This window comes from Paraburkholderia sp. GAS42 (genome assembly GCF_050436565.1).
Taxonomy (GTDB): Bacteria; Pseudomonadota; Gammaproteobacteria; order Burkholderiales; family Burkholderiaceae; genus Paraburkholderia.
The window spans coordinates 280,494-303,969 of the sequence record NZ_JBNDML010000002.1; the positions used below are offsets into that span (position 1 = coordinate 280,494).

Here is a 23,476-nt window from a genome sequence, read left to right on the forward strand (position 1 = left end):
CCTGCATGCCCGCGTTCTTTATCGACCGGCCGGTCTTCGCGTGGATCCTCGCGCTCGCCATCATCGTGGCGGGCGCACTTGCGCTTCCACAACTTCCGGTAGCGCAGTATCCGCGTCTCGCGCCGCCTCGTATCGTCATCGATGCGGTCTATCCGGGCGCGTCGACCGAAGTGGTGGATGGCAATGTCGGCAGCGTGATCGAGGAAAGTCTCGATGGCGCGGACGGCATGATGTATTACGAAACGTCCAGCGACGGCCTCGGCAACCTTGAAATCGTGGCGACGTTCGCGCCCGGCACCAATCCCGACATCGCGATGGTGGACGTGCAGAACCGGCTGAAGCAAGTTGAGCCGCGTCTGCCGCAGCAGGTCGTGCAGCAGGGCATCAGCGTGTTCAAGTCTGCAAACACGTTCCTGATGCTGGTCGCGCTCACGTCGACCGATGGCACGCGCGATTCCGCGCAACTGGGCGACTATCTGAGCCGCTACGTGATGCGCGAACTGAAGCGCGCACCGGGCGTCGGCTCGGCGCAACTGTGGGACGCCGACGAAGCGTTGCGCATCTGGCTCGACCCGGTGAAGCTGCGCGAATTCGGACTGGGCGCGACCGAAGTCAACGCGGCGATCGCCACACAGAACGCAAGCGTGACCGCGGGCACACTGGGCGATGCACCGCTCGTCGACGGTCAGCAGCTGACTGCGCCGGTCAGCGTGAAAGGGCAGTTGCTGTCGCCGCAGGAATTCGGCCAGATCGTGTTGAAGGCGAAGCCGGATGGTTCGGCCGTGAGACTCGCAGATGTCGCGCGTATCGAGATCGGCCGCGATACGTATTCGTTCTGGTCGCGGCTCAATGGCAAGCCATCCGCGACCGTCGGGATTCAGCTCGGCCCGCGCGGTAATGCACTCGAAACGTCGAACGCAATCCGTGCGCGTCTCGCGGAACTGTCGAAGCGTTTGCCGCCGGGCGTCGCGATTGAAATCCCGTTCGACGGTTCCCATTTCGTGCATATCGCGATCCGCGAGGTGCTGATCACGCTCGTCGAAGCCATCGTGCTGGTGTTCTTCGTGATGTGGCTGTTCCTGCGCGATCTGCGTTATACGCTGGTGCCGACCGTCGTGATTCCGGTCACGCTGATGGGTGCGTTCGTCACGATGTGGGCTTTTGGTCTGTCGATCAATGTGTTCACGCTGTTCGGGCTCGTGCTGGCGATCGGTATTCTCGTGGACGATGCCATTGTTGTCGTCGAAAGCGTGCACCGGCTGATGGACGAGGAAGGACTGTCGCCGCGCGATGCCACGGTGAAAGCGATGCAGCAGATCGGCGGCGCGATCGTCGGCGTGACGGCTGTGCTCACCGCTGTGTTTGTGCCGATGGCGTTTTTTCCGGGCAGCGTAGGCGGAATTTACCGGCAGTTCTCGATTCCGATGATTGCTTCGATGGTGGTGTCCTCGATCATGGCGCTTTCGTTGACGCCTGCGTTATGCGCGAATCTGCTGCGCGCGCCGGCGCAATCGGTGCGCCAACGCGATGCGCGTCGCGGTATAGCCGGTTTCGCGTCGCGTTGCGCGACACGTTTCGAACATGGCTTCGACCGTGCATCGCTGGCTTATCGTTCGCTGACTACGCGCGCGATGCGTCGCATCGGCCCGCTGCTTGCTGTGTATGCCGTGCTGCTGCTGGTGTGCGGCCTGATGTACTGGCGCATGCCAGGCGGCTTCCTGCCGACCGAGGATCAGGGTCAGCTGCAAGTGATGATCCAGTTGCCGGCCGGCGCGACGCAGGCGCGCACACTCGCCGTTGTCGAGCAGGCCGAGCGGATTCTGCACGCGCAAAAGGCGGTTGCGAACGTGACCAGCGTGATCGGATGGAGCTTTACGGGAAGCGGCCAGAACGTCGCGATGGCGTTCGTCGAGCTAAAGGACTGGGACGAGCGCGGGGTCGACGCGCTGACGCTGCGCGACACGCTGAACCAGTCCTTCAGCCGGATTCTCGATGGCGATGTCGATGCGCGACTGCCGCCATCCGTGCCCGGCGTCGGCCATTCCGACGGTTTCACGTTCCGGCTGGAAGATCGCGGAGGCGTCGGCCTCGACGCGCTAAAGGTAGCGCGTGAACAACTGGCCGCGCGCGCGAAAGCAGAACCGGCGCTGGCGTCCGTGCATTTCGAAGAGTTGCCGGACGCGCCGCGTGTCGAACTCGATATCGACCGCGAGAAGGCCTATGCGTTCGGCGTGCCGTTCGCGCGGATTTCGGATGTGCTCGGCAGCACGTTCGGCTCGTACTATGTGGACGATTTCCCGGCGGGCGGACGCATGCATCGCGTGCTGGTCGCCGCCGACGCATCGACCCGGATGACCGACGCCGATCTGCTCCAGCTATCCGTGCCGAACGACTCGGGTGCGATGGTGCCGTTATCGTCGTTTGCGACGCGTCGCTGGACGGTCGGGCCGGTTGCGCTGAACCGCTACAACGGCTATCCGTCGCTCGATATCGACGGCCGTGCGGCGCCCGGCTACAGCTCGGGCGCGGCGATGGCGGCAATGGAGCGGCTCGCGGCGACGCTGCCGGTCGGCGTCGCATATGACTGGGTCGACGCGGCGCGCGAGGAAACCGACGCCGCGCGTCAGACGCCACTGCTGATCGGGTTGTCGCTGCTCGCGGTGTTCATGGCGCTCGCCGCGCTGTACGAAAGCTGGACGATTCCGCTCGCGGTGCTGATGGTGGTGCCGCTCGGCGTGATCGGCGCGATCGCAGCCGTGCTGATGCGCGGCATGCCGAACGACGTCTACTTCAAGGTGGGCATGATCACGGTGATCGGCCTGGCGGCGAAGAATGCGATCCTGATCGTGCAGTTCGCACGCGATCTCAACACGCGTGGCGTGCCGCTCACGCGAGCAGTCATCGACGCTGCCGGCGCGCGTTTTCGCCCGATCGTGATGACGTCCGCAGCATTTCTGCTGGGCGTGGTGCCGCTCGTCGTTTCGAGCGGCGGTGGCGCGGAAAGCCGGCGCTCGATCGGGACGGGCGTATTCGGTGGCGTGGTGACGGCCACCCTGCTCGGTCTGGTGTTCGGGCCCGTTGCGTTTCACGCGGTTGCTTCGCTGACGCAGACACGGCCCGGTGCGATTCGACGCGCGCGCCGGATGTCGCGCGGACGCAGGCGGCAACAGGCGACGACTGTTCGCGATCCGGAATCGACATAGCCCACTGGACGTCCCGGTTACGTATTCATTTATAGTCTGCCATTGCAGCGCCTTTTCCAGTGAGATCCGTTGAACGCTCACCATGACCACGCTGGATATCGGGGCGCATCGATGAAACGACAGTCGCGCCGATCGCGCGTCAAAAATGAAAACAACCACCGAAGAACTGCTGGCGTTTGTCACGGTGATCGATGCCGGCTCGATCACCGCAGCTGCGGAGACATTGCAGCAGACCGTCTCGGGCGTCAGCCGTGCGCTGACGCGTCTGGAAAAGAAACTCGACGCGACGCTGATTCATCGCACCACGCGCCGCCTTCAGCTCACCGACGAAGGCGAACTGTTCCTCCTGCGGGCGCGCGCGATTCTTGCCGCGATGGAAGACGCGGAAGAGCTGATCGCGCGCCAGCGTCAGCGGCCTGCCGGCCGGCTGCGTGTCGACGCCGCGTCGCCGTTCATGCTCCATTGCATCGTGCCGCACATGATGGAGTTCGCCACGCAGTACCCGGAGATATCCCTTGAGCTAAGCAGCAACGAGCGGATCGTCGATCTGCTGGAGCAGCGCGTCGATATCGCGATCCGCATCGGCGCGTTGCAGGATTCGACGCTGCATGCGCGTTCGCTGGGCAGCAGCCGTCTGCGTGTGATGGCAAGTCCCGCCTATCTCGCGCAATTCGGCGAACCTCGCACGGTTCAGGAACTGACGGGTCACAGGCTGATCGGTTTTACCGCGCCCGAAAGCCTGAATGACTGGCCGCTCAGGGAAGAAGGACGCAGCTTCATCAAGATCGTGCCGACCATCAAAGCGTCGAGCGGTGAAACGATCCGGCAACTGGCCGTGGGGGGCGGCGGCATTACGTGCCTGGCCGAATTCATGACGGGCGCGGATGTTCGCGAAGGCAGGCTGCAGACGATACTCGACGATGCGCTCGTCGATGTACGTCAACCCGTCAGTGCGGTGTTCTATCAGAGCGCCGCGATGTCTGGACGAACGCGGGCGTTTCTCGACTTTCTCGCGACACGACTGGTGTTGTGAGGTCAACGTCGGCCTGATACAGGCTTGTCCTGCGCATAGCGTGCACGTAATACGGTCATCAACAGCGAAAGCGCAGGATTCGTCGCATCGGGCAGGCTCGCAAGCGCCACGTCGATCCGAAGATCTGCCTGCTCTTTCAGTTCGCAATACACGACGCCCTCACGCGCCATCGACTTCAGCGATGCCGGAATCAGTGCGACGCCCTGACCGGCCGCGATCAGGCTGAGCATCACGTGATGATCGGCCGGCTCAGGCGCGCGTGGCGGATTGAATTTCCACGCCTTGAACAGTTTCTCGTAGTGATCGAACCATGCGGGATTCACGCGACGTTGCGGCCAGAACAGCGTGTCGCCGGCGAGTTCGAGCAGCGAGATGCGTTTCCTCCTGCCAAGCGCATGATCGCGCGGTAGCGCAGCCACGAGTGGGTCGACGAAAAGACGTTGCACGTTCAGATCCGCCACTTCGGAGGGCAGGCCGATCAGCGCCGCGTCCAGCGCGCCGCGCCGCAGATCCGCGACTGACTGCTGGGAATACTGACGCTTCTGCGTGAGTTGAAGCGCGGGCTCGCGGGTCTTTAGCGCGCCTTCGAGCCAGGTGAACAGCGCGGGGTCGAGCACCGTAGTGATGCCCAGCCTGAGTTCGAGCCGTTGCGCTGCGCGTTGCCGCACGCGCGTGAGCATCGCTTCTGCATCGTTCAGCAGCTTGCGTGCTTCTTTCAGTAGATGCGCGCCGGTAGCCGTTAACACCACGCCGCTGCGGTCGCGCTCGAAGAGCCGCGCGCCGACCGTTTCCTCCAGCGCCTGAATCTGCCGTGTCAGCGGCGGCTGCGTAATCGAAAGACGCTCCGCTGCACGGCGAAAGCTCAATTCTTCCGCGACGGCGACAAAGTACTGCAACTGCCAGAGTTCAACGCGTGTCTGCATTCGTGGAATCCGGTTGTCGTTCTGATACGCAAAAGGTATCACGCCGAATGCATTGGCGCGGAAAAAACCGGATCGATATCTTTGTCTTCAACGGGCCCGTAATGACACGCGGTCCAGCTCCCAGAGGACACCATGAATCACGCACCCACCACGATGACCGTCGGCCGCGAATATCTCGCGATGATTGAAAACACGCCGCAGCCGTCGATCGTCGAGACGCTCAAGGACATCGCGCCCGATCTGGCAAACCTGACGATCAGCTTCGCGTACGGCGAGATCTATTCGCGCCCCGGTCTCGATCTGCGTCAACGCCAGTTCGTCACGATTGCGGCGCTCGCTTCGATGGGTGGCGCGGAGCCGCAATTGAAATTCCACATTGCAGGCGCGCTGAACGCAGGCGGTTCGCCAGAAGAGGTCGTCGAGTTGATGACGCATCTTGTCGTCTATGCCGGCTTTCCTGCGGCGCTCAACGGTGTGTTTGCGGCGAAGGCTGTCTTCGACGAAAAGGGCGTTTCCGTCAACGCTGAACGGGTCGACGCGCGCGGTTCGCGTTATGACGAAGGCCTCGCGAGCCTGCGCGCAATCGACGGCGCTGCGGGTGAGCGTGTCGTCGATTCGCTTCGGGATATCGCGCCGGATCTCGCGCGCTTCATCATCGAGTTCGGATTCGGCGATATCTATACGCGGCCAGGTCTCGATCTTCTGTCGCGCGAACTCGCGACAGTTGCTGCGCTGGCGGCCATCGGCTCCGCCACGCCACAACTGAAGGTTCACATGCACGGTCTGCTCAACGTCGGCGGGACGCGCGAGCAGCTCGTCGAAGTGATCACGCAGATCGCTGTGTACGCCGGATTCCCGCGCGCGATCAATGCCGCGCTGGCAGCGAAAGAGGTGCTCGCCGATCGCGCCCATGCGCATCAAGCGAGTGAAAGCCTGGTAAAAAGTTAAGAGAGACGCCGCGCAGACCCATTCCCGGCCTGCGCGAGCCACTGGAACAATCTCACCAGGCGAAACACAGAAAGCCAATCTGGCGGCCGATAGAGGGATTCAATTTGCATCATTCGCGGTTGCGTCCTGTAATGACTCCTCTACCTGTCGTTTCCATCTTCCGTCCCTGTTCTGGAGAGCGCACTATCATGGCCCAACCCAACGTCGACGAAGTTGTACACGCAATCGCCGAAGAGACCAGCACGCCGGCCGAAACCGTCTCGAAGATGTACGCCGATACATGGGCGCAATACAACGACGGCGCACGAATTCACGATTTCCTGCCGGTGCTCGTCGCGAGGCGTGTACGCGAAAATCTGCGCCACCCGTCTGGCGGAAAGCACTAGACAGTCGGGATAATCCGCACCAGATCGCCACGAAACGCCACGTTTTATCGGGTGTTGTCACGCAGTTGGCGCGGCGGAATCCGGTTGTTTTCTCCACATACTGAACAGATCGCCCGTCCGCAGCTGGACCTGGGCGCGTGCAGCCACGGCGGTCGACGCACCTGATGCGGCCGCCGTAGCGACGCAACAGTCACTGCACGCCGGGCACGGCGCTGGCGTTACTGGCCATATTGCTGGCCGCGCCCTGTTTCGCGAGACGCTCGGCTTTCATATGCTCGACTGTGGACGCAAAAGCCGGGCTGACATCGGGATACGAGGCGTCGGTCACGAACGCCAGACCATTCTGTTGCGCTTCGATCAACTCCTGATAAACCTCCGCGCGAGTCTTACCTTCGGCAAATGCGCTCGATGATGCGAGCAGTGCGAGCGAGAGGGACATCATGGCAAGCTTTTTCATGTTCAACTCCTGAGTGTGTTGTGCGGGATGCAACCGGATTAACACGCGCCGATCGTCGGAAATTCCCGAAAAAACGCTGAAAATCCGGTCGAAATGAAAAAAATAAAAATCTGCAGAGGAGGTCGAGCTGATCTGAAATAAACACGGCGGACTTCGTGTTAACACACCTGGCCACAGCATTTTTGAAGTGCGGCGCTGCGAAAAGAATCGGCTTTCGATGGAATAAAACGAGACCAGGGTGTGTTGGCGTGTTGATGGCTCCCGCCTCCTGTAGAAGCTCGTATGCACTCCGTTCCACACTCTCCCGATGTTGTTTCCGAAGCCGAAATTCAGGCGTTCGTCGACGGCCTGCTCGCGCCCGATCGCGCCGCGCGCATCCAGCGCTATTTGCACGAACGGCCCGACGAAGCGCGCCGCGTCGCGTTTTACGGCACACTCAACTGGCGGATGCATTCGAGCTTTCAGGAGGCTGACGATTCCGGCCGTTCGCCGCTTTCGTTGCGTGCGCTACACGTGGCGTCGCTGGCTGGCTGGTGGCGGCAGCGGGTGCGCAGAATGGCGGTGATCGCGCTGCTTCTGGTTGCGGCAGCAGCAGGGGCACTCTGTGCGTTGCGCGTGCCGCGCGCGGCGCTCGAAGCGACGGCAGTGATGGCGCTCGAACAGGCGATCGCGTCGCATACGCCGGCAGATGCGCCGCGCGACGCGTTGTTACTTGCCGCTGCGCCGGATCTTTCCCGCGTCGGGTTCCGCGCCATCGCCGTCGCGACGCTGCCCGTCGGGCCGTTCGCGCAGGCGCGCGGTTTCGTCTATTGCAACGCAGCGGGCGAGCGGGCCGTGCTGCTGTCGGTGCGGGATCTGACAGCGTCCGCGCAGCCGCAATGGCAGGCGCGGCGGGTCGGCGAGAGCCGCGTGCTGGAGTGGAGCACGGGTCACATGCGGTACGTGCTCGCGGGCCGCGCCAACGCGCGTGGCCTGATGCGGGCGGCTGACCTGCTGGCCGCGCGATGACGCACGCACCCCGCTCGAAAGAAAAAAGTGCGGCATGAGGGAATAAAGCGCTGCACACGCTGTTCACCCTATGACTGGGCATGTTGCGTTTGCGCGTGCAGCGCCGGCGCCGAAAGGAAAAGGAAGGGCGATGAGCGTCCGTGATGGTTTGATAGATCAGGTGCCGCGGCTGCGTCGTTACGCACGTGCGCTGATCAACAATCGCGAGCTGGCCGACGATCTGGTGCAGGACACGCTGGAGCGTGCGCTGCGTAATGCCGGCCAGTTCCGCCCCGACTCGGATCTGCGTGCGTGGCTCTTTACGATCATGCACAACGTATTCGTCAACCAGATTCGCAAGGCAGGCTCGCGCGCGGTCCACGTCCCGGTCGACGACAACGCCGTGCCGGAAAGCGAATTCGCTGTCGCCGGCAATCAGTCCCAGTCGCTGGAGGTGCGCGATCTCGACTTTGCGTTGCAGCGTCTACCCGACGAGCAGCGCGAAGTCGTGCTGCTCGTCGGGCTCGAAGAAATGAGCTATGCCGATGTCGCGTTGGCCCTCGGCGTGCCGATCGGCACCGTGATGTCACGACTGTCTCGGGGACGCGAGCGGCTGCGTGCGCTGATGTCGGGCAAGCAGCCGGGCGCGAAATTGAAGGTGGTGCGATGAACGAACAACCGCAGATCAGCGAGGAAGAACTGCACAGCTACGTCGACGGATCGCTGGCCGCGCATCGACGCGAGGAAATCGACCGGCTGCTGGAAACGAACGACGAACTGGCGGCGCGCGTCAGCGACTATTTTTCGCTGAATAACATGTTCCATGAACGCTACGACCGCGTGCTTAACGAGCCGGTGCCGGCGAGATTGCGTCCTTCAGTGAAGCGCAGCTGGCACGACGCACTGAACTGGCCGCAGTTCGCCGCCATGGCCGCAACGCTGGTACTGGGTGTGGGCATTGGCGTGGGCACCAATATGGGCCGGCAGGCCGCCACAGTGGCGTCCGGCGGCGCGGGCGATGCGCTTGAACACCGGGTCAGCGCGGACGGTGCGGAATTGTTCGCGCGGCAGTCCGCAATCGCGCACGTGATGTACGCACCGGAAGTGATGCGGCCGGTGGAAGTGGGCGTCGATCGTGAACAGGAACTGGTGACATGGGTATCGAACCGGATGGGCACGAACGTGCGTCCGCCGATTCTCACGCGCACCGGTTTTGAGTTGATGGGCGGACGGCTGCTTCCGGGCAGCGACGGGCCGGTCGCGCAGTTCATGTATCACGACGCAAAGGGCGAGCGCATCACGTTGTGTATTTCGCACCGCAAGGTGAGTGCGGATACAACGGCGTTCAAGCTCTACCAGGACGGACCCGTGAACGTGTTTTACTGGGTCGACGGCGACTTCGGCTATGCAGTGTCGGGCGGGATCGATCGCAAGGCGCTGCTCGAACTGTCGCACGATGTGTATGCGCAATTGACTGCGAATGGGACGGCGCCTTCCAGTGCTTCGGCGCTGAAGAGCACGGACTGATCCGCGCGACGCCTTATGTGAACCGCGTGCGCTTTAAGAAGACGTCGAAACTTCGGACGCGGTAGCTGTTAGCGAAGCGATGAAGTCGAAAAACGCCCGCACTTTTGCGGGCGCATACTGACGCGACGGATAGATCGCATACAACGGGTACACCTCGTCGGCCCAGTCGGGAAACAGGTCGACGAGCTTGCCGCTTGCGATCAGCTGCTCCGCGCCGAGCGCAAAAATCTGCGCGATGCCGTATCCCGCAAGGCACACACTATGCAACGTGCCGCCATCGTTCATCGTGAGACGTCCTCGCGCTTCGATGACGACCTTCTTCTTGCCGCGATGAAATTCCCACGGAAAAGGCCGCCCGGTTTCGGGCTCTCGAAACTTGATGCAGACGTGCGGCTCGCGTTCAAGATCCGTGGGCGCGAGCGGACGGCCGTGCCGCTTGATATACGTCGGCGATGCGACTGTGACCACACGCGTGTCCAGCAGCTTGCGGGCAATCAGCGTCGACGCACGGGGTTCGCCGAAACGCACCGCGAGATCGAAGCCATCCGCAACCATGTCGCCCAGCTGATCGCGCGTCACGAGGTCGATGTGCAGATCCGGATAACGCTCCATGAAAGTCCCGAGACGTGGCCCAAGAAAGAGCCGCGAAAAAAACGGATCGACGTTGATGCGCAAACGTCCACGTACGGCCGTTGCACCGAGTGCAGCCGAAGCCGCTGCTTCTTCAAGACCCGACAGCAACGGCTGGATCTGCTCGTAGAAACGCCGTCCTTCGTCGGTGAGCGTGACCGAGCGCGTCGTACGATCGAAGAGACGGATACCCAGCCGCGCTTCGAGCCGGGCAACCGAGCGGCTCACGCCAGATTGCGACATATCGAGCGCCTCGGCCGCCGCCGCAAAACTGCCGCTGTCGACGATCGCTGTCAACACGCCCATTCCGTTCAACACCCGCTCGTCGAAAGCCATTCGCCGTTTCCCGTTGTCGCTGCGCTGGTCGCCATGCTATCGCGAAACGCGATGGCCGGCGCATGGACAGATAAAGTGCGTCGAGCGAGGAATAGCGGCGTCAGTGTGGTGTTTGCGTCAGTAACACACCCCAAAGTTCCGGGCAGAGGAGATACCGTTCATGCATTCCCCATTACATCGTCGCGCGCATTCGATATCGGGCACCGCGCTCGCGTCCGCGTTCGCGCTGGCGTTATCCAGCGTGCTGATATCGCCGGCGTTCGCTGCCGGACCCAAGGCTGGCGTCACTGAGGAATCATCGTTCATGTCGGAGAACGATGAAGCGATGACGAAGATGATGAACGACATGTCGATCAAACCGACCGGCAATGTCGACGAGGATTTTGTCGCGATGATGATTCCCCACCATCAGGGCGCGATCGATATGGCGCAGGCGGAATTGCGTCACGGGCACAACGAGCAGTTGCGCCGCATTGCGCAGGAGATCGTCGTCGAGCAGCAGCAGGAGATTGTCGCGATGCGTGTCGCGCTCAACCAGCCGTTGCCGCCTTCGGCGCCTGTACCCGATCAGCAGCAGGCGCCGCATGCCGCATCCACACCCGCGCATTCGATGTCCGGCCACAGCATGGGCGCGATGAGTCACATGCACGGCGATACGCGGATGAGCCCATCCATGAACATGTCTACGGAACCCTGATGAAACACACCTCCTTATTCGCGACGATGCTCACGGCCGCGGCGATGGCTGCCGCGCAGTTTGCATGGGCCGGCCAGGCGCCTGGCGCACTCGCCGATGCCGATGTGCCGGTGAGCCACCACGATCGCGTCTACGCGGCCGAGCAGTTCTCCAATACGGTTTCCATCACCGATCCTGTCGACAACACACTGGTCGGCGTGATTCGTCTGGGTGATCCGTCGCCGGGTAACTTCAGCCCGTTGTATCACGGGCAGGTGCTTGTGCACGGCATGGGTTTTTCGCCGGACCATCGCACGCTTGCAGTCGTGTCGATCGGTTCGAATTCGGTGACGTTCATCGACACGCAGACGAATGCCGTGAAGCACACAACGTATGTCGGTCGCTCACCGCACGAAGCGTTCTTCACGCCTGATGGCCGTGAAGTGTGGGTGACCGTGCGCGGTGAAAATTACGTCTCGGTACTTGACGCCAGAACGTATGAAGAGAAGACGCGCATCACGGTGCCCGCCGGTCCTGGCATGCAGATCTTCTCGCCGGATGGCAAATACGGCTATGTGTGTTCGTCGTTCAATCCTGAGCTCGATGTGATCTCGGTGGCGGACCATCAGATCGTCGGCAAGGTGCAGCAGGCGAGTCCGTTCTGTCCGAACATCGCCGCGACGCCGGACGGCAAGCAGGTGTGGTTCACACTCAAGGACGTCGGCAAGACGCAGGTATTCGACGCGCGTCCGCCGTTCGCGTTGCTGAAGACCATCGATACCGGTCCGATCACGAATCACGTGAACTTCGCGCACAACGCTAAAGGGACGTTCGCCTATATCACTGTAGGTGGCCAGAACGTGGTGAAGGTGTTCCGCACTGACGATTACACGCAGGTAGCGACGATCCCGGTCGGCAATCTGCCGCACGGTATCTGGCCTTCGGGCGATGGCACCCGGATCTACGTCGGCCTCGAAAACGCCGATGCGTTGACCGCGATCGATACGCGGACCAACAAGGTCGTCGCGACGGTGCCGATCGGACAGGCGCCGCAGGCGATCGCTTATGTGCCGAATGCGGTGCCCGAGGGTGACGGTACGCAAAATACGCAGCCACTCGGCGTAGCGGGGCAGGCCGCACATTTGACGCTCGTACCGGCAGGCGCGAACAAGTCCGGCAATGACACGATGGCGCCCACAAGCGTGGCGCTCTTCGATCAGGGTCTGCTGCAGGTATTGCAGGCGTCGGTTACGGGTCTGCAGCCGAAGCAGCCGTATGTGCTCGGCCTTGCCGACGCACCGGACGGCAGCGGCAATATCGATGCGCTAGCATCGTTCATGACGAACCCTGCGGGCTCGGCGATCGTCAACGCGATTGGACAGATCCGTCAGGTGGTCACGACGAATGGCTCAACGACGACTGACAGGCGTCGCTATCTGGTGATCGCGCCTTCGATGGCCGGCAAACCTGGCGCGCCGGTTCAGGTGCAGGGGTTGTAACAGTCGCCGTCTGAGAACGCGCGACACCGCGCCGAACGCGATGCCAAGACCGATGCTCATCTGGGCAGCAGCGCTCCACAGCGTGCTGGCTGCGTTCATCTGCGGTGGCGGCACATCGGCATAGGCCAGCGTCGCGAGCAGCGAAAACGGCATCGAGCGCCCGACGCCATAGATAAAGATGACGATCAGCACCAGCGCAAGAGGTGACGCGGGTGTGAGCAATCCAATGCCGATGATTCCGAGCGAGCGTTATCTGTCTTTTTCGACCGCAGCGTATTGCTTGTCGAGCTGGTCATAGAGCGGTTTGTTGACGAGTCGCTGACGTTCGTTGAACGGGACCACGAGCGAAGGATCTTCATCGAGGCGTCCGTTCTGTTTCAGTGAACCGAGCGCACGCTGCATGCCGAGCACCGCGCCCTGGAGCGCCGCGTTTGCGTACAGGACGATACCGTAGCCGAGCTTGCCGAGCACATCGCGTGACTGCACGGGCGTCTTGCCGCCGATCACGATGTTGACGAGCTGCGGCGTCGTTGCAAAGAGACCCGGCAGACGTTCGATATCGGCGAGCGACTCGGTGGCTTCGATAAAGAGGATGTCCGCGCCGGCTTCGACAAAACGATGGCCGCGCTCGATCGCCGCTTCGATGCCTTCCACGGCGGCTGCATCGGTGCGCGCGATGATCTGCAGGTTGCCGTCTTCGCGCGCGTCGACTGCTGCGTGGATCTTGCCGACCATCTCGCCCGTGGAGACGACTTCCTTGCCTGCGAAGTGACCGCATTTCTTCGGCATCACCTGGTCTTCGAACTGGATCGCGTCCGCGCCGCTGCGCTCCAGCACGCGCACTGTGTGGCGGACGTTCAGCGCATTGCCGAAACCGGTATCGGCATCGACGATCAGCGGCAGCTCGACCGCGTCGCGCACCCGCGCGGTGTGTTCGGCGATTTCGTTCAGGCCGATGAAGCCCAGGTCGGGCAACCCGAGCGACATGTTCGTGACGCCCGCGCCGGTGAGGTAAAGCGCCTCGAAGCCGGCGTCCTCGATGATGCGCGCGCTCATCGCATTGAACGCGCCCGGCACGAGCAGGCCCCGGCGTTCATTCACACTGCGTCGGAATGCAGCGCGGCGGCTGACAGATGATGTTGGCATGATGGTGAGTCCGGTTGAAGTTCGGTGATTCAGCCCGCGCCGCAGAATCTGTGCCAGTCGGCCGCAATCCGGGGTGGCTGCAACGATCCACCGGATTATGAACCACCCGCCCGTTGCCTGCGTGCTACAGCGCAGCGCTATCGATACGAAGGTCCGACATTCGCCCATAGAGGGAACACGCATGTTGGGAACCCGGTCTACGGGTTTACCGATGGGACCGGTACACCCGATAATGCTCCGTCATCCAGCACGACCGGTTGCTCCACGGATGATGCCGGCCTGCCTTCCCTGATGGTCGTACCTCGCGCTGTGCCCTGTGTTGCGCCCTTTGTTGTGCATTCAACTACCTCTGCGCCGTGCTGAAGACCTCGCGTTTTTTCGATCTGTTGCGCATACCCGGCTTCAAGCCGCTTGCGGGCGCAACCCTGATGCTCGGCGTAGCGATGTCGTTTACTGCCCCGTATCTGTCGCTGTTCGGTGTCGAACGTGCAGGCATGACGCCGTTCCGCCTCGGGCTTTTCATGACGCTGATCGCGGCAAGCGGCGTACTGGCAAGCACGCTCGCCGGACGCTGGAGCGACGCAAGCGGGCGCCACCGGCCGCTCCTGCTGGCCTCGCTTGCGGCGGCGACGCTCGGCTACCTGTGTCTGTGCGTGGTCCGCGATTACCGGCTGCTGCTGGTTGTGGGTATCGTGTTCATCGGCGCGGGCAGTTCGGCGATTTCGCTGGTGTTCTCGTTCAGCCGCGCCGCGTTGCCCGTGCCCAACGAAGCAGAACGTGCGTTCGCCAGCGCCTCACTGCGCACGATTCTGTCGGGCGCATGGGTTTTCGGGCCGGCCGTGGGCGCGCTCGTGCTGGCGGGCACCGGTTTTTACGGGCTTTTTCTGTTCGCCGCCGCCAGCTTCGCGGCGTGCGCGGCGATCGTCTCACGCACGCAGGAGCCCACCGGTCATCTGGGCGACCACACGGTGGAGGACACCGCGTCTGAGCCGTCATCGTCGATCACGGTGCCGCCGCTGAAATCGCCTTCCGAAGACGCCCACGAGGAGGGCATCGCGGCGGCCTCGCCAAACGACATCTGGCGCGCAGTCGTGGCGCTGACGCTGATCGGTCTCGCCGCGAATGCAACCATGATCGTGCTGCCGCTGTACATCGTGCACGGATTGAACGGCTCGCGCATCGACGTATCGATCATGCTCGGGCTCGGCGCATTGAGCGAAATTCCGATGATGCTCGCGCTTGGCGCACGGTCGTCCACATTGCACAAACCGAACTGGCTGGCCGCATGTGCGGCGGTGCATGCGGTGTATTTCGTCGGGATGTCGCTTGCCGGCAACGTGAGCGTGCTGATTCCGATGTAGCTGCTCAACGCGTTCGTCGTCGCGGTTACGTCGTGCCTTGGCATGACTTATGTGCAGGATCTGATGCCGGCGTCGCCGGGCAGGGCGACCGCGCTGTTCTTTAATGCGGCGAGGCTCGGGTCGATTCTGTCGGGCGTGCTGTCCGGGTTGCTCGTCGAAGCGTTCGGTTATCGCGGCACGTTCGTGTTTTGCGGCCTGCTGGCGCTAGGCGCGCTGGTGCTGTTTGCTGTTCCGGGGTGGCGATATCCGTTGATGGCGCGCGCGATCCGGCGATATATCGAGCAAAAACTCGCCGGACGGCGCGCGCCGGGGCGATAGTGGCGCATCTTCTGAACGCCGCGCCGCGCCTTGATTTACAATTGCGACACCGGGGTCATCCGGATCGCCATTGCCGACCGGATTTTTCTGACATGTTGACTGGCCCGACATCGTTTCGGAACCGGTTTTTGCCGGGAGTGACGCGTGAAGCGAATTCACCGGGGCCGCGTCAACACCAATAAAAGGCTTCGCTGGCAATTGCGAGGCCTTTGTCTTTTCAGCGCACGCATTTTCCGCAAGGAGGGCGGTGCATCATGATGGAGCGGGAGGAACAGCGGATGTTCGACGCCGACGGAGAAGCGCGCGATCGATTGATCGTGTGGATACGCCGCCGCATGGATGAGTACGGCATCACAATGGCGGATCTGGCGGCAGCCATTGAAGCCGACGCAGCCGCAATAAAGGCGCCGATGTATCGCGATGCGTATGGGAATACCTGGGACGGTGAGGGCGACAGGCCGGAGTGGCTGACGCGCGCCATTCACGCCGGGCAGAATATCGATCATTTCAGGTGCTGAATTAAAGCGCTGCGGGCACTCGTTTTACGGAGAGACATGATGGCCACGGTCGCGCCTTCGCCCACTTTCAGTGCAGAAGAATGGGCTACACGCTGTGATCTTGCAGCACTCTATCGTTTGATTGCCCATTTCCGCATGACGGACCTCATCGATACGCATATCACTGCGCGCGTGCCCGGTCCTGAACATCATTTTCTGATTAATCGCTACGGCGTGCTGTTCGATGAAATGCGCGCTTCCGATCTGGTGAAGATCGATGGCGACGGGCGGGTGGTGGACGCGGTTAGCGCCGCGCGTGATCCGGCTTTGTATCGTGTGAATGCGGCGGGGTTTACGATTCATTCGGCGGTGCATGCTGCGCGGCCCGATCTGCATTTTGTTATTCATACGCATACTGCGGCTGGGTCGGCTGTGGCTGCGCAGAAGCAGGGGTTGCTGCCCATCAGTCAGCATGCGCTCAAGTTTTATGGGTGCCTCGCGTATCACGATTATGAAGGGATCGCGCTGGATCTCGCTGAGCGCGAGCGGCTTGTTGCTGATCTGGGTTCTTTTAATGCCATGGTTTTGAGGAACCATGGGTTGCTTGTGGGTGGTCGGTCTGCTGCTCTGGCTTTTCAGGAGATTCACTTTCTTGAGCGGGCTTGTCAGATTCAGGTTCAGGCGCTCGCTGGGGGCGCTGAGTTGCTGGTTCCTTCTGAATCTGTTTGCAGGCTGACTGCTGGGCAGTTTCAGCGAGATGATTCTGATGGGATCGCGGAGCTTGCCTGGCAGGCGGCTTTGAGGCTTGTTGCTGGGGGTTTGGTTGATTATCGGAGTTAGGTCGGGTTTTTTTGGACTTTCCTTGTTGTGTTTTTGGTTTATTAGCGTCGCCCCTGTGCGGGGCGGCACCTACTTTTCTTTGTCTTCCAAAGAAAAGTAGGCAAAAGAAAGGCGCTTCGATACGCCCGATTTTCAAACGCGTCTGAGTTGCGGGGAATGGCCACCTGTAGGTGTCGCCCTCACGGCATCCCCTCCTTTGGTCCCCGCGCGATTCCGTCCCTCGCACTCTCCACGCCCGTGACAAGGCAGTCATTCACCCGACTTCGCACTGCGTGCGTCGCCGTGCGTCCGTTCTTGCAAAAAAAAAGCCCGCTCGCGGCGGGCTAAAGGTTACGTTGGAGTTATGCGAAATCTTTCGCAGGGGCATCTTGATGCGGTCATGTGAAACTTTCGTGAAAACCCCTCGTGAAGCGCTCGCTGTTGCGCGTCGCGCCCCACGCCTCATTCCTCACAGATCGAAGAACACTGTCTCGTTCTCGCCCTGCATATGAATGTCAAAGCGATATACCGGGTTGCCCACCGCCGTTTCCCGGCGTGCAATCAACGTGTGGCGGCGGTCCGCCGGGACCGATGACAGCACCGGATCCTTTTTGTTTGCTTCCGCTTCGTCCTCGAAATAGAGACGCGTGAATGTGTGTAGCAGCATCCCGCGCATCAGCACAATCACGTTCACGTGCGGTGCGTCGCTCCCGTCGGGCGTTCCTGGCTTGACCGTCTGCACGATGAACCGCTTTTCCGGGTCCGTTCCCGTGCCGACCCGCGCAAAGCCGCGGAAGCCCGAGCTTTTGATGTCCGCGTGCGATTTCGGGTAGTTTCCGTCAGCGTCCACCTGCGACATCTCGATCATCGCGTCGCCAATCACCTTGCCGTCGCCGTCAAAGACCTGGCCCACGATCGTGATGTGCTCGCCCGGTGTCTCGTGGTCCACAAGGGTCGTCGTGAAGAGGCTCTTCAGATCGAAGTTGTATTGCTCAGGACACAGTCCGTAGGCGAAGTACGGGCCGACCGTCTGCGAAGGCGTTTGTTTGAGGGTCATGATCAACGCTCCATCGGGGTTTCGTCGCGGCCGCGCAGCACGATGTCGAACTCGTAGCCAAGCGCAAAGCCCTCTTCAGTCGTGTCCAGCGAGAAGCGCGAAATCAGCCGCTCGCGAGCCTGCTCGGGTGTGCCCTGGAAGATTGGATCGAAAGCAAGCAACGGGTCGCCAGGAAAATACATCTGCGTCACAAGGCGCGAGCCGAAGTGGTCGCCGAAGAGAGAAAAGTGAATGTGATTGGGGCGCCACGCGTTCGGATGGTTGCCCCACGGATAAGCACCAGGCTTGATCGTCATGAAACGGTAGCGGCCATCGTCGTCCGTCAGGCAACGGCCCGCGCCCAGGAAGTTCGGGTCGAGCGGCGCGTCATGCTGGTCCGTCTTGTGGACGTAGCGCCCCGCGGCGTTCGCCTGCCACACTTCGACCAGCGTATTGCGCACCGGCCGGCCACCTTCATCGAGCACGCGGCCCGTCACGATGATGCGCTCGCCAAGCGGCGCGCCATTTCGTGCGGCGTTGCGCGTGAGGTCGTTGTCGAGCGCGCCAAGGTCTTCGGCGCCATACACCGGTACGTACTGGTCGCGCAGCCGCTCCTTCAGCGGAATCAGCGGGCGGGTCGGCCCGCGTTTCACGGAAGAACCATATCCGGGGTAGACATACGCCGGATGAGACGCGAAGTCGCGCGGCGCGAGAAGAAGAGAATCGTCCATCGGCTGTCTCCTGATGTTGATTTGATTGCTGGGTGTGTTGCGACTTTATCTAACCTGAGAGGTTATGCAAAATGACGTTTTCTTGTCTTTCGTATAACCTGTCGTTATGCAACGCAGTCTCGCGGATAGCCGCGTCAAATTCCGTCATCTCCAGTGCTTCCTTGCCGTCGCGCAGTTCGGCGGCGTGCAGAAGGCCGCGGAAAGCCTGTCGATCACGCAGCCGGCCGTCTCGAAGACGGTCGCCGAGCTCGAGTCGATTCTCGGCGTGCGGCTGTTCGAGCGCGGCCGGCATGGCGCGGTGCCCACGCGTGAAGGGCAACTGTTCATGCCGCACGCGAGCGCCTGCGTCAGCGCGCTGCGGCAGGGCGTCGATCTGCTGGCGCGCGAAGAGGGCGCCGCGGCCGCCACGCTCGACGTCGGCATTCTGCCGACGGTCGCGAACGCGCTCGTCCCGCCCGTGCTGAAACGTTTCGCGACGCAGTGGCCACAGGTCGTCGTGCGGCTCATGACGGCGTCGAATACGGAGCTGCTCGCGCGGCTCAAGGCGGGCGCGATCGAATGCGCGATCGGGCGTCTCGCCGATCCGGAGCGGATGGTTGGCCTCAGCTTCGAGCAGTTGTATCGCGAGCCGCTGATCGCCGTCGTGCGCGCCGGGCATCCGCTCGCTACGCGCACCGCACCGCCGGCTGCGCTGCTCGAAGGTTTCCCGGTCGTGCTGCCGCAGTACGGCACGCTGATCCGGCAGTCGGCCGAAAGCCTGCTCGCAGCGTGGGGCGCGCCACCGTTAAAATCGTTTGTGGAGATGCTGTCAGTATCGGTCGGACGCGCGTTGGCTCTCGAGAACGACGCCGTCTGGTTCGTGCCCGTGAGTGCCGTCGAATACGATCTGTCGCGCGGTGAACTGGTACGCCTCGCGTTGCCGTCCGCGGGCACGGAAGAACCCGTCGGGCTGATTCTGCGCACGGATACGCAGCCTTCGCCGGTTGCGCGCGCGCTGATCGACGCCGTGCGCGCCGTGACCCGGCAGCGCATCGCGCCAGCCGCCGCGAAACCGCGCACACAGAAACGCCGCAGTCCGGCCCGTTGATTGCGAGGCGGCACGCGAGCAGCGAAACCCTGCGCGCGTGAACCGTCTCTGGTACAGAATGCGGCTTGCGGGAGGTCATGCGGACGGTGTACAAACACGGTTCGAATGGCGGCGAGGCGGTTGCCGGTCGTCGCCGCGTACGGTCAGTCACGCGTTACCGCATCAGTCAAAGGAGAAAGTCATGCCCAGCGATCTGCCCAGTCCGACCGCTGCCGCCAGCGCCATTGCCGATGTCGAGCACAATCCGCTCGGCACGGCCGGTCTCGAGTTCGTGGAGTTCGCCGCGCGCGATCCGCAGGCACTCGGCCGCACGTTCACGCAGCTCGGCTTCAAGGCGATCGCCCGTCACGTCAGCAAGGACGTCACGCTGTTCCGTCAGGGCGAAATGAATTTCCTGCTGAATGCCGAGCCGGATTCGTTCGCGTCGCGCTATGCGGAGGAATACGGCACGGGCGTGTGCGCGATCGGTATTCGTGTGGCCAATGCGCAGCAGGCGTTCGATCGCGCGATTGAATTCGGTGCCTGGGAATTCGAGGGCGAGAATGTCGGCAGAAACGAACTGTGGATTCCCGCGATTCAGGGCATCGGTGATTCACATATCTACTTCGTCGACCGCTGGCGCGGACGCGGTGGGCAACAGGGCGGCCTCGGCGATATCTCGATCTTCGACATCGACTTCCGTCCGATCGACATCGACACGGCGCACGCCGATCTGAGTCACGCGGGCACGGGTCTCGTCGCGGTCGATCATCTGACGCAAACCGTCGGCGCGGGCCGCATGCAGGAGTGGCTCGACTTCTATCGCGGCCTGCTCAATTTTCGCGAGATTCACGAGTTGCACGCGAACTGGCACGTTTCGGCGGATTCGCGCGTGATGGTGTCGCCGTGCGGCGCGATCCGTATTCCGCTCTACGAGGAAGGCACGCCGCGTACGAACCTGATGCACGACTATCTGCCCGATCATCCGGGCGAAGGTGTCCAGCACATCGCGCTCGCGACCAACGATATTTTCGCGTGTGTCGAAGCGATGATCGCGAATGGTCTGGCCTTCGTCGAGCCACCGCCGCGCTACTACGAGCAGATCGATGCGCGGCTGCCCGGACACGGGCTCAATATCGAGCGGCTGCGGCGCGGCCGCATTCTTGTCGACGGCGAAATCGGGCCTGACGGCGTACCGTTGCTTTTCTTCCAGACGTTTATCAAACGCAACGCGGGCGAGATTTTCTTCGAGATCGTGCAGCGCCGCGGACATCACGGTTTCGGCGAAGGCAATCTCAAGGCGCTGGCAGAGGCGCGTTAAGCGCGCCGCGCGTCTTCGTCACGCGTTTCGAGGGCTATTTCTTCGGCGCCGCTTCCAATGGCGGTTGCGGTACATCCGAACCCGTTGCCATCCACAGCACTTCTGCGTCTTCATCGCTGGTGGACACCGCTGCGTGACCCGTGCGGCTGTCGAAATAGAGGCTGTCGCCGGCGTTCAGGTGAGTCGGTGCGTACAGCTCGGAATAAAGGCAGACGCTGCCGCTGATCACATACAGGAATTCTTCTCCTTCGTGACGACCCCAGTCGTCGAAGGCATCCAGCGTGTGCGCCGAAATGCGGATGCGAAACGGCAGCATCGCCTTGTGCGCGAGATCGGTGGCGAGCAGTTCCATCTGATAGCCGCGATATGCGTGACGTTGACCGGCGTCCTTGCGCGTGAGCGCACGCCGGCCGCTTGCGCTGACTTTCGGCGTCGAGCCGAACAGTTCGCCCAGATCGATCTTCAGGCCATTCACGATTTTCTGCAGCACGTCGAAAGTCGGCGACATCAGGCCGTTTTCCACTTTCGACAGCGTCGAGCGCGACACGCCGCACAGGCGGCTCGCGTTTTCGAGCGTCAGATCGTGCGCGACCCGTGCGGCACGGACGCGTCGTCCGAGATCCGGAAGGGGCGATTCGGCCGGCTTGATGGTGTGGGTATCCATGGAATGCGTGACAGGGAAGCGCGCTCTCCAGCGCAATGTGTTTCCGATCATAACATTGGTGCGGCCGGGCGCCGTTTGCTGGCGTGGGGCATCCAAAATCCATCCAGAAATCTAGCCCTTTCGGAGCGTTACTTCTGACCATTCCCGTCCCCTCGAGTCCCGATAGAGGGCAGTCATGCTGGCTGAACGATGTCCCATCAGCGCCTGCGCGAAGTCCGGTCCATATTGATCTGTGTACAGGCGAACCGGCAAAGATCTGATCTCGTGAAAAGATGACGGGGTTTTCCCATCGGAAACTTGAATTTTTACGAGATCTCGAAATTCTGCGAATGCGGCGCTGAGCGTATTTAGAGAGGGGGGGAATCCCCGGGCTTTCTTCCGCTATTGGCACGCACGAAATGGATCACACGCTTGCTAATTACACTGTCCCGGCATTGCTTTAACACGTCAGCAACGCTCATGCCAATCGCGTCCAGGCGCAAAGTCATCGGAATGAGCAGCTTGGCTCCGGTCTTCTTCTGTTCGATCCAAAGAAAGCCGTCCTTTGCCTGATCGAAGGTCATAGCCGAGACGTCTTCACGTCTCTGACCGGTGACGAGCGCAAGCAGGATAGCGTTTGCCATCCAGCAATAGCGAGGTTCCTTCCTTATCGGCTCAGCGGGCATTTCCGAAGCGTTCACGACAGAACAGGTACGCGCGCTCTTCGACGTGAACGTATTCGGCGTCCAACGAACCCTGAGGGCCCTATTGCCGACCTTCAGGAAACAGGGTGACGGCCTGGTTGTGAATATCGGCTCGATCCCTGGCCGGGTACCAGCCAGAGAACCGATGCAGTGCGCATACGGCCCAGTGAATCACGGCAACCACCTCAACTTTTCCACTTGTGTCCCTGTAAGAATTTCGGCGCTGGCCCGACTAGGCACGACGTAACCGAACCTAAAGGGACAAACAGCGTGGACGATATCAATTTCGCCTGTACGACATGTGGCCAGTGCTGCCACGATTTGCGCCTGCCGTTGACAATCGCCGAGGCGATCGATTGGCTGAAACGTGGCGGGCAGTTGGAGTTCCTCTGCGAAGCTATTCCGTGGCCGGTCGAGCCTGAACCCAACAATGCGCAGGCAGCGTACAAACGGGCGCGTTCGTCGGCCGCCATGAGTGGAACGTTACCGGTGCGCGTCTCGATCATTCTCACCGCGGCGTTCGCTGGTGCGTGTCCCAATCTGCGCGCCGACATGCTCTGCGGTATTTACGATGAACGCCCGTTGGTCTGCAGAATCTATCCGGCGGAAATCAACCCTTTCGTACCATTGGTGCCGAAAAACAAGGCCTGTCCGCCGGAAGCGTGGCAAACGAAGCCATTACAACAGCAGGGCGTCCTTGTCGATGCGACGACCTGTCAACTCGTCCGGCAGTCGCGTCTCGCCAACCAGTCGGAAGCGCCGTTGCGGATGCGGATTTGCCGTGAGCTCGGACTCGATCATGCCGCGCTGGCGAACGAGGGATTCGTCATTCATACACCGGACCGCGAACCCCTGCTAGCTGCACTGGAGCAGTGCTGCGCGTCACCGCTGCCGGATGACGAATCGGCGCAATGGACGTTCGTTTCCAATCGTCCCACGACTATGGAGACACTCGCGTCTGTCGGTGCGATCGGTTGTCCCGACCAGTCCACAGCAGATAAAACGTTCAGATATCGTGGTTTTTTCCCGTCGTCATTGGGCAACGGTCAAATGTCCGTGGACAAACGTTAGGCCACGAGCTCGAACGCGCGCCGTCAGCAGACCCGAACCGATGTCGTACAACGCGTCGAGTAACGCTCAATGAAGCCCGGGGGCCATGGACATCAGCTATCTGGTGGCGCGAACGTGGCCGAAGTGGAGTGGCCGTTGGCGGACGAGCTTTTGACGTT

Annotated in this window: 23 protein-coding genes and 3 pseudogenes; 16 read left to right on the plus strand and 10 right to left on the minus strand. The window is 61.8% G+C overall.

What is annotated here, in order from left to right; all coding sequences use genetic code 11:
• Positions 1–5: 5 nt before the first annotated feature.
• Complete coding sequence (locus P3T16_RS03880) at positions 6–3,203, plus strand: multidrug efflux RND transporter permease subunit (RefSeq protein ID WP_429341233.1); 3,198 nt, start codon at positions 6–8, stop codon at positions 3,201–3,203.
• Positions 3,204–3,348: 145 nt separating this feature from the next.
• Positions 3,349–4,236: a LysR family transcriptional regulator gene (locus tag P3T16_RS03885; RefSeq protein ID WP_429341234.1), complete on the plus strand. Its 888-nt coding sequence runs from the start codon at positions 3,349–3,351 to the stop codon at positions 4,234–4,236.
• A 2-nt stretch (positions 4,237–4,238) separates the two neighbouring features.
• Here the strand turns inward: P3T16_RS03885 and P3T16_RS03890 are convergent, their stop codons facing one another.
• Complete coding sequence (locus tag P3T16_RS03890) at positions 4,239–5,159, minus strand: LysR family transcriptional regulator (RefSeq protein ID WP_429341235.1); 921 nt, start codon at positions 5,157–5,159, stop codon at positions 4,239–4,241.
• Positions 5,160–5,291: 132 nt separating this feature from the next.
• Between P3T16_RS03890 and P3T16_RS03895 the strand changes: the two genes are divergently transcribed.
• On the plus strand, positions 5,292–6,107 hold the full coding sequence (locus P3T16_RS03895; RefSeq protein ID WP_429341236.1) for a carboxymuconolactone decarboxylase family protein: 816 nt from the start codon (positions 5,292–5,294) through the stop codon (positions 6,105–6,107).
• Positions 6,108–6,295: 188 nt separating this feature from the next.
• Positions 6,296–6,493: a DUF3562 domain-containing protein gene (locus P3T16_RS03900; RefSeq protein ID WP_429341237.1), complete on the plus strand. Its 198-nt coding sequence runs from the start codon at positions 6,296–6,298 to the stop codon at positions 6,491–6,493.
• A gap of 190 nt (positions 6,494–6,683) precedes the next feature.
• Here P3T16_RS03900 and P3T16_RS03905 read toward each other — a convergent pair whose 3' ends face one another.
• A complete protein-coding gene (locus tag P3T16_RS03905) occupies positions 6,684–6,950 on the minus strand; it encodes a DUF4148 domain-containing protein (RefSeq protein ID WP_429254517.1) in 267 nt (88 codons plus the stop codon).
• 282 nt (positions 6,951–7,232) lie between these two features.
• Here P3T16_RS03905 and P3T16_RS03910 point away from each other — a divergent pair, with 282 nt between their 5' ends.
• From P3T16_RS03910 to P3T16_RS03920, 3 genes are all read left to right on the plus strand, one after another.
• Positions 7,233–7,958, plus strand: a complete 726-nt coding sequence (locus P3T16_RS03910; protein WP_429341238.1) for an anti-sigma factor family protein — start codon at positions 7,233–7,235, stop codon at positions 7,956–7,958.
• Positions 7,959–8,088: 130 nt separating this feature from the next.
• Complete coding sequence (locus P3T16_RS03915) at positions 8,089–8,607, plus strand: RNA polymerase sigma factor (RefSeq protein ID WP_429341239.1); 519 nt, start codon at positions 8,089–8,091, stop codon at positions 8,605–8,607.
• The gene (locus tag P3T16_RS03920) at positions 8,604–9,464 is read left to right on the plus strand and encodes an anti-sigma factor family protein (RefSeq protein ID WP_429341240.1); all 861 of its coding nucleotides are present in this window, start codon (positions 8,604–8,606) and stop codon (positions 9,462–9,464) included. The genes P3T16_RS03915 and P3T16_RS03920 overlap by 4 nt, the downstream gene beginning before the upstream one ends.
• Before the next feature lie 33 nt (positions 9,465–9,497).
• Here P3T16_RS03920 and P3T16_RS03925 read toward each other — a convergent pair whose 3' ends face one another.
• A complete protein-coding gene (locus tag P3T16_RS03925) occupies positions 9,498–10,430 on the minus strand; it encodes a LysR family transcriptional regulator (protein WP_429341241.1) in 933 nt (310 codons plus the stop codon).
• A 160-nt stretch (positions 10,431–10,590) separates the two neighbouring features.
• Here P3T16_RS03925 and P3T16_RS03930 point away from each other — a divergent pair, with 160 nt between their 5' ends.
• Positions 10,591–11,127: a DUF305 domain-containing protein gene (locus tag P3T16_RS03930; protein WP_429341242.1), complete on the plus strand. Its 537-nt coding sequence runs from the start codon at positions 10,591–10,593 to the stop codon at positions 11,125–11,127.
• The gene (locus tag P3T16_RS03935; protein WP_429341243.1) at positions 11,127–12,605 is read left to right on the plus strand and encodes a YncE family protein; all 1,479 of its coding nucleotides are present in this window, start codon (positions 11,127–11,129) and stop codon (positions 12,603–12,605) included. The genes P3T16_RS03930 and P3T16_RS03935 overlap by 1 nt, the downstream gene beginning before the upstream one ends.
• A 21-nt stretch (positions 12,606–12,626) precedes the next feature.
• Here P3T16_RS03935 and P3T16_RS03940 read toward each other — a convergent pair.
• Positions 12,627–12,842: pseudogene (locus P3T16_RS03940) on the minus strand (MFS transporter); the annotation flags it as partial.
• Between the two features lie 12 nt (positions 12,843–12,854).
• Positions 12,855–13,751, minus strand: a complete 897-nt coding sequence (locus P3T16_RS03945) for an isocitrate lyase/PEP mutase family protein (RefSeq protein ID WP_429254305.1) — start codon at positions 13,749–13,751, stop codon at positions 12,855–12,857.
• A gap of 356 nt (positions 13,752–14,107) precedes the next feature.
• Here P3T16_RS03945 and P3T16_RS03950 point away from each other — a divergent pair.
• The 3 genes and pseudogenes from P3T16_RS03950 to P3T16_RS03960 all read left to right on the plus strand — a co-directional run bounded on the left by P3T16_RS03950 (position 14,108) and on the right by P3T16_RS03960 (position 16,767).
• Positions 14,108–15,430, plus strand: a pseudogene (locus tag P3T16_RS03950) (sugar efflux transporter).
• Positions 15,431–15,684: 254 nt separating this feature from the next.
• Positions 15,685–15,948: an H-NS family nucleoid-associated regulatory protein gene (locus P3T16_RS03955; RefSeq protein ID WP_429254307.1), complete on the plus strand. Its 264-nt coding sequence runs from the start codon at positions 15,685–15,687 to the stop codon at positions 15,946–15,948.
• 36 nt (positions 15,949–15,984) lie between these two features.
• Positions 15,985–16,767 carry a class II aldolase/adducin family protein gene (locus tag P3T16_RS03960; protein WP_429341244.1) on the plus strand — a complete coding sequence of 261 codons (783 nt, stop codon included), beginning with the start codon at positions 15,985–15,987 and terminating at the stop codon, positions 16,765–16,767.
• Between the two features lie 448 nt (positions 16,768–17,215).
• Here the strand turns inward: P3T16_RS03960 and pcaG are convergent, their stop codons facing one another.
• Positions 17,216–17,806 carry a protocatechuate 3,4-dioxygenase subunit alpha gene (gene pcaG, locus P3T16_RS03965; RefSeq protein WP_429254518.1) on the minus strand — a complete coding sequence of 197 codons (591 nt, stop codon included), beginning with the start codon at positions 17,804–17,806 and terminating at the stop codon, positions 17,216–17,218.
• A complete protein-coding gene (gene pcaH, locus P3T16_RS03970; RefSeq protein ID WP_429254309.1) occupies positions 17,806–18,513 on the minus strand; it encodes a protocatechuate 3,4-dioxygenase subunit beta in 708 nt (235 codons plus the stop codon). The genes pcaG and pcaH overlap by 1 nt, the downstream gene beginning before the upstream one ends.
• A 106-nt stretch (positions 18,514–18,619) precedes the next feature.
• Between pcaH and pcaQ the strand changes: the two genes are divergently transcribed.
• Both pcaQ and P3T16_RS03980 read left to right on the plus strand, forming a co-directional pair.
• Entirely contained in the window at positions 18,620–19,600 is a 981-nt protein-coding gene (pcaQ, locus tag P3T16_RS03975) for a pca operon transcription factor PcaQ (RefSeq protein WP_429341245.1), read from the plus strand.
• Between the two features lie 181 nt (positions 19,601–19,781).
• Positions 19,782–20,900, plus strand: a complete 1,119-nt coding sequence (locus P3T16_RS03980) for a 4-hydroxyphenylpyruvate dioxygenase family protein (RefSeq protein ID WP_429341246.1) — start codon at positions 19,782–19,784, stop codon at positions 20,898–20,900.
• 34 nt (positions 20,901–20,934) lie between these two features.
• On the opposite strand, the gene P3T16_RS03985 is transcribed toward P3T16_RS03980, so the two are convergent.
• From P3T16_RS03985 to P3T16_RS03995, 3 genes and pseudogenes are all read right to left on the minus strand, one after another.
• Positions 20,935–21,564, minus strand: a complete 630-nt coding sequence (locus tag P3T16_RS03985) for a helix-turn-helix domain-containing protein (RefSeq protein WP_429254312.1) — start codon at positions 21,562–21,564, stop codon at positions 20,935–20,937.
• A 111-nt stretch (positions 21,565–21,675) separates the two neighbouring features.
• Positions 21,676–21,894 (minus strand): annotated as a pseudogene (locus tag P3T16_RS03990) (tyrosine-type recombinase/integrase); the annotation flags it as partial.
• Between the two features lie 17 nt (positions 21,895–21,911).
• Positions 21,912–22,187: a hypothetical protein gene (locus tag P3T16_RS03995; protein ID WP_429341247.1), complete on the minus strand. Its 276-nt coding sequence runs from the start codon at positions 22,185–22,187 to the stop codon at positions 21,912–21,914.
• A 25-nt stretch (positions 22,188–22,212) separates the two neighbouring features.
• On the opposite strand from P3T16_RS03995, the gene P3T16_RS04000 reads away from it, so the two are divergent.
• Together P3T16_RS04000 and P3T16_RS04005 are read left to right on the plus strand one after the other, a co-directional pair.
• Positions 22,213–22,494 carry an SDR family NAD(P)-dependent oxidoreductase gene (locus P3T16_RS04000; protein WP_429341409.1) on the plus strand — a complete coding sequence of 94 codons (282 nt, stop codon included), beginning with the start codon at positions 22,213–22,215 and terminating at the stop codon, positions 22,492–22,494.
• A gap of 23 nt (positions 22,495–22,517) precedes the next feature.
• Entirely contained in the window at positions 22,518–23,318 is an 801-nt protein-coding gene (locus P3T16_RS04005) for a YkgJ family cysteine cluster protein (RefSeq protein WP_429341248.1), read from the plus strand.
• Positions 23,319–23,476: the final 158 nt, after the last annotated feature.

Coding starts and splice junctions, on each gene's coding strand:
- P3T16_RS03880 (WP_429341233.1), top strand. CDS start 6: ATGCCCGCGTTCTTTATCGACCGGCCGGTCTTCGCGTGGATCCTCGCG.
- P3T16_RS03885 (WP_429341234.1), top strand. CDS start 3,349: ATGAAAACAACCACCGAAGAACTGCTGGCGTTTGTCACGGTGATCGAT.
- P3T16_RS03890 (WP_429341235.1), bottom strand. CDS start 5,159: ATGCAGACACGCGTTGAACTCTGGCAGTTGCAGTACTTTGTCGCCGTC.
- P3T16_RS03895 (WP_429341236.1), top strand. CDS start 5,292: ATGAATCACGCACCCACCACGATGACCGTCGGCCGCGAATATCTCGCG.
- P3T16_RS03900 (WP_429341237.1), top strand. CDS start 6,296: ATGGCCCAACCCAACGTCGACGAAGTTGTACACGCAATCGCCGAAGAG.
- P3T16_RS03905 (WP_429254517.1), bottom strand. CDS start 6,950: ATGAAAAAGCTTGCCATGATGTCCCTCTCGCTCGCACTGCTCGCATCA.
- P3T16_RS03910 (WP_429341238.1), top strand. CDS start 7,233: ATGCACTCCGTTCCACACTCTCCCGATGTTGTTTCCGAAGCCGAAATT.
- P3T16_RS03915 (WP_429341239.1), top strand. CDS start 8,089: ATGAGCGTCCGTGATGGTTTGATAGATCAGGTGCCGCGGCTGCGTCGT.
- P3T16_RS03920 (WP_429341240.1), top strand. CDS start 8,604: ATGAACGAACAACCGCAGATCAGCGAGGAAGAACTGCACAGCTACGTC.
- P3T16_RS03925 (WP_429341241.1), bottom strand. CDS start 10,430: ATGGCTTTCGACGAGCGGGTGTTGAACGGAATGGGCGTGTTGACAGCG.
- P3T16_RS03930 (WP_429341242.1), top strand. CDS start 10,591: ATGCATTCCCCATTACATCGTCGCGCGCATTCGATATCGGGCACCGCG.
- P3T16_RS03935 (WP_429341243.1), top strand. CDS start 11,127: ATGAAACACACCTCCTTATTCGCGACGATGCTCACGGCCGCGGCGATG.
- P3T16_RS03945 (WP_429254305.1), bottom strand. CDS start 13,751: ATGCCAACATCATCTGTCAGCCGCCGCGCTGCATTCCGACGCAGTGTG.
- P3T16_RS03955 (WP_429254307.1), top strand. CDS start 15,685: ATGATGGAGCGGGAGGAACAGCGGATGTTCGACGCCGACGGAGAAGCG.
- P3T16_RS03960 (WP_429341244.1), top strand. CDS start 15,985: ATGATGGCCACGGTCGCGCCTTCGCCCACTTTCAGTGCAGAAGAATGG.
- pcaH (WP_429254309.1), bottom strand. CDS start 18,513: ATGGACGATTCTCTTCTTCTCGCGCCGCGCGACTTCGCGTCTCATCCG.
- pcaQ (WP_429341245.1), top strand. CDS start 18,620: ATGCAACGCAGTCTCGCGGATAGCCGCGTCAAATTCCGTCATCTCCAG.
- P3T16_RS03980 (WP_429341246.1), top strand. CDS start 19,782: ATGCCCAGCGATCTGCCCAGTCCGACCGCTGCCGCCAGCGCCATTGCC.
- P3T16_RS03985 (WP_429254312.1), bottom strand. CDS start 21,564: ATGGATACCCACACCATCAAGCCGGCCGAATCGCCCCTTCCGGATCTC.
- P3T16_RS03995 (WP_429341247.1), bottom strand. CDS start 22,187: ATGGCAAACGCTATCCTGCTTGCGCTCGTCACCGGTCAGAGACGTGAA.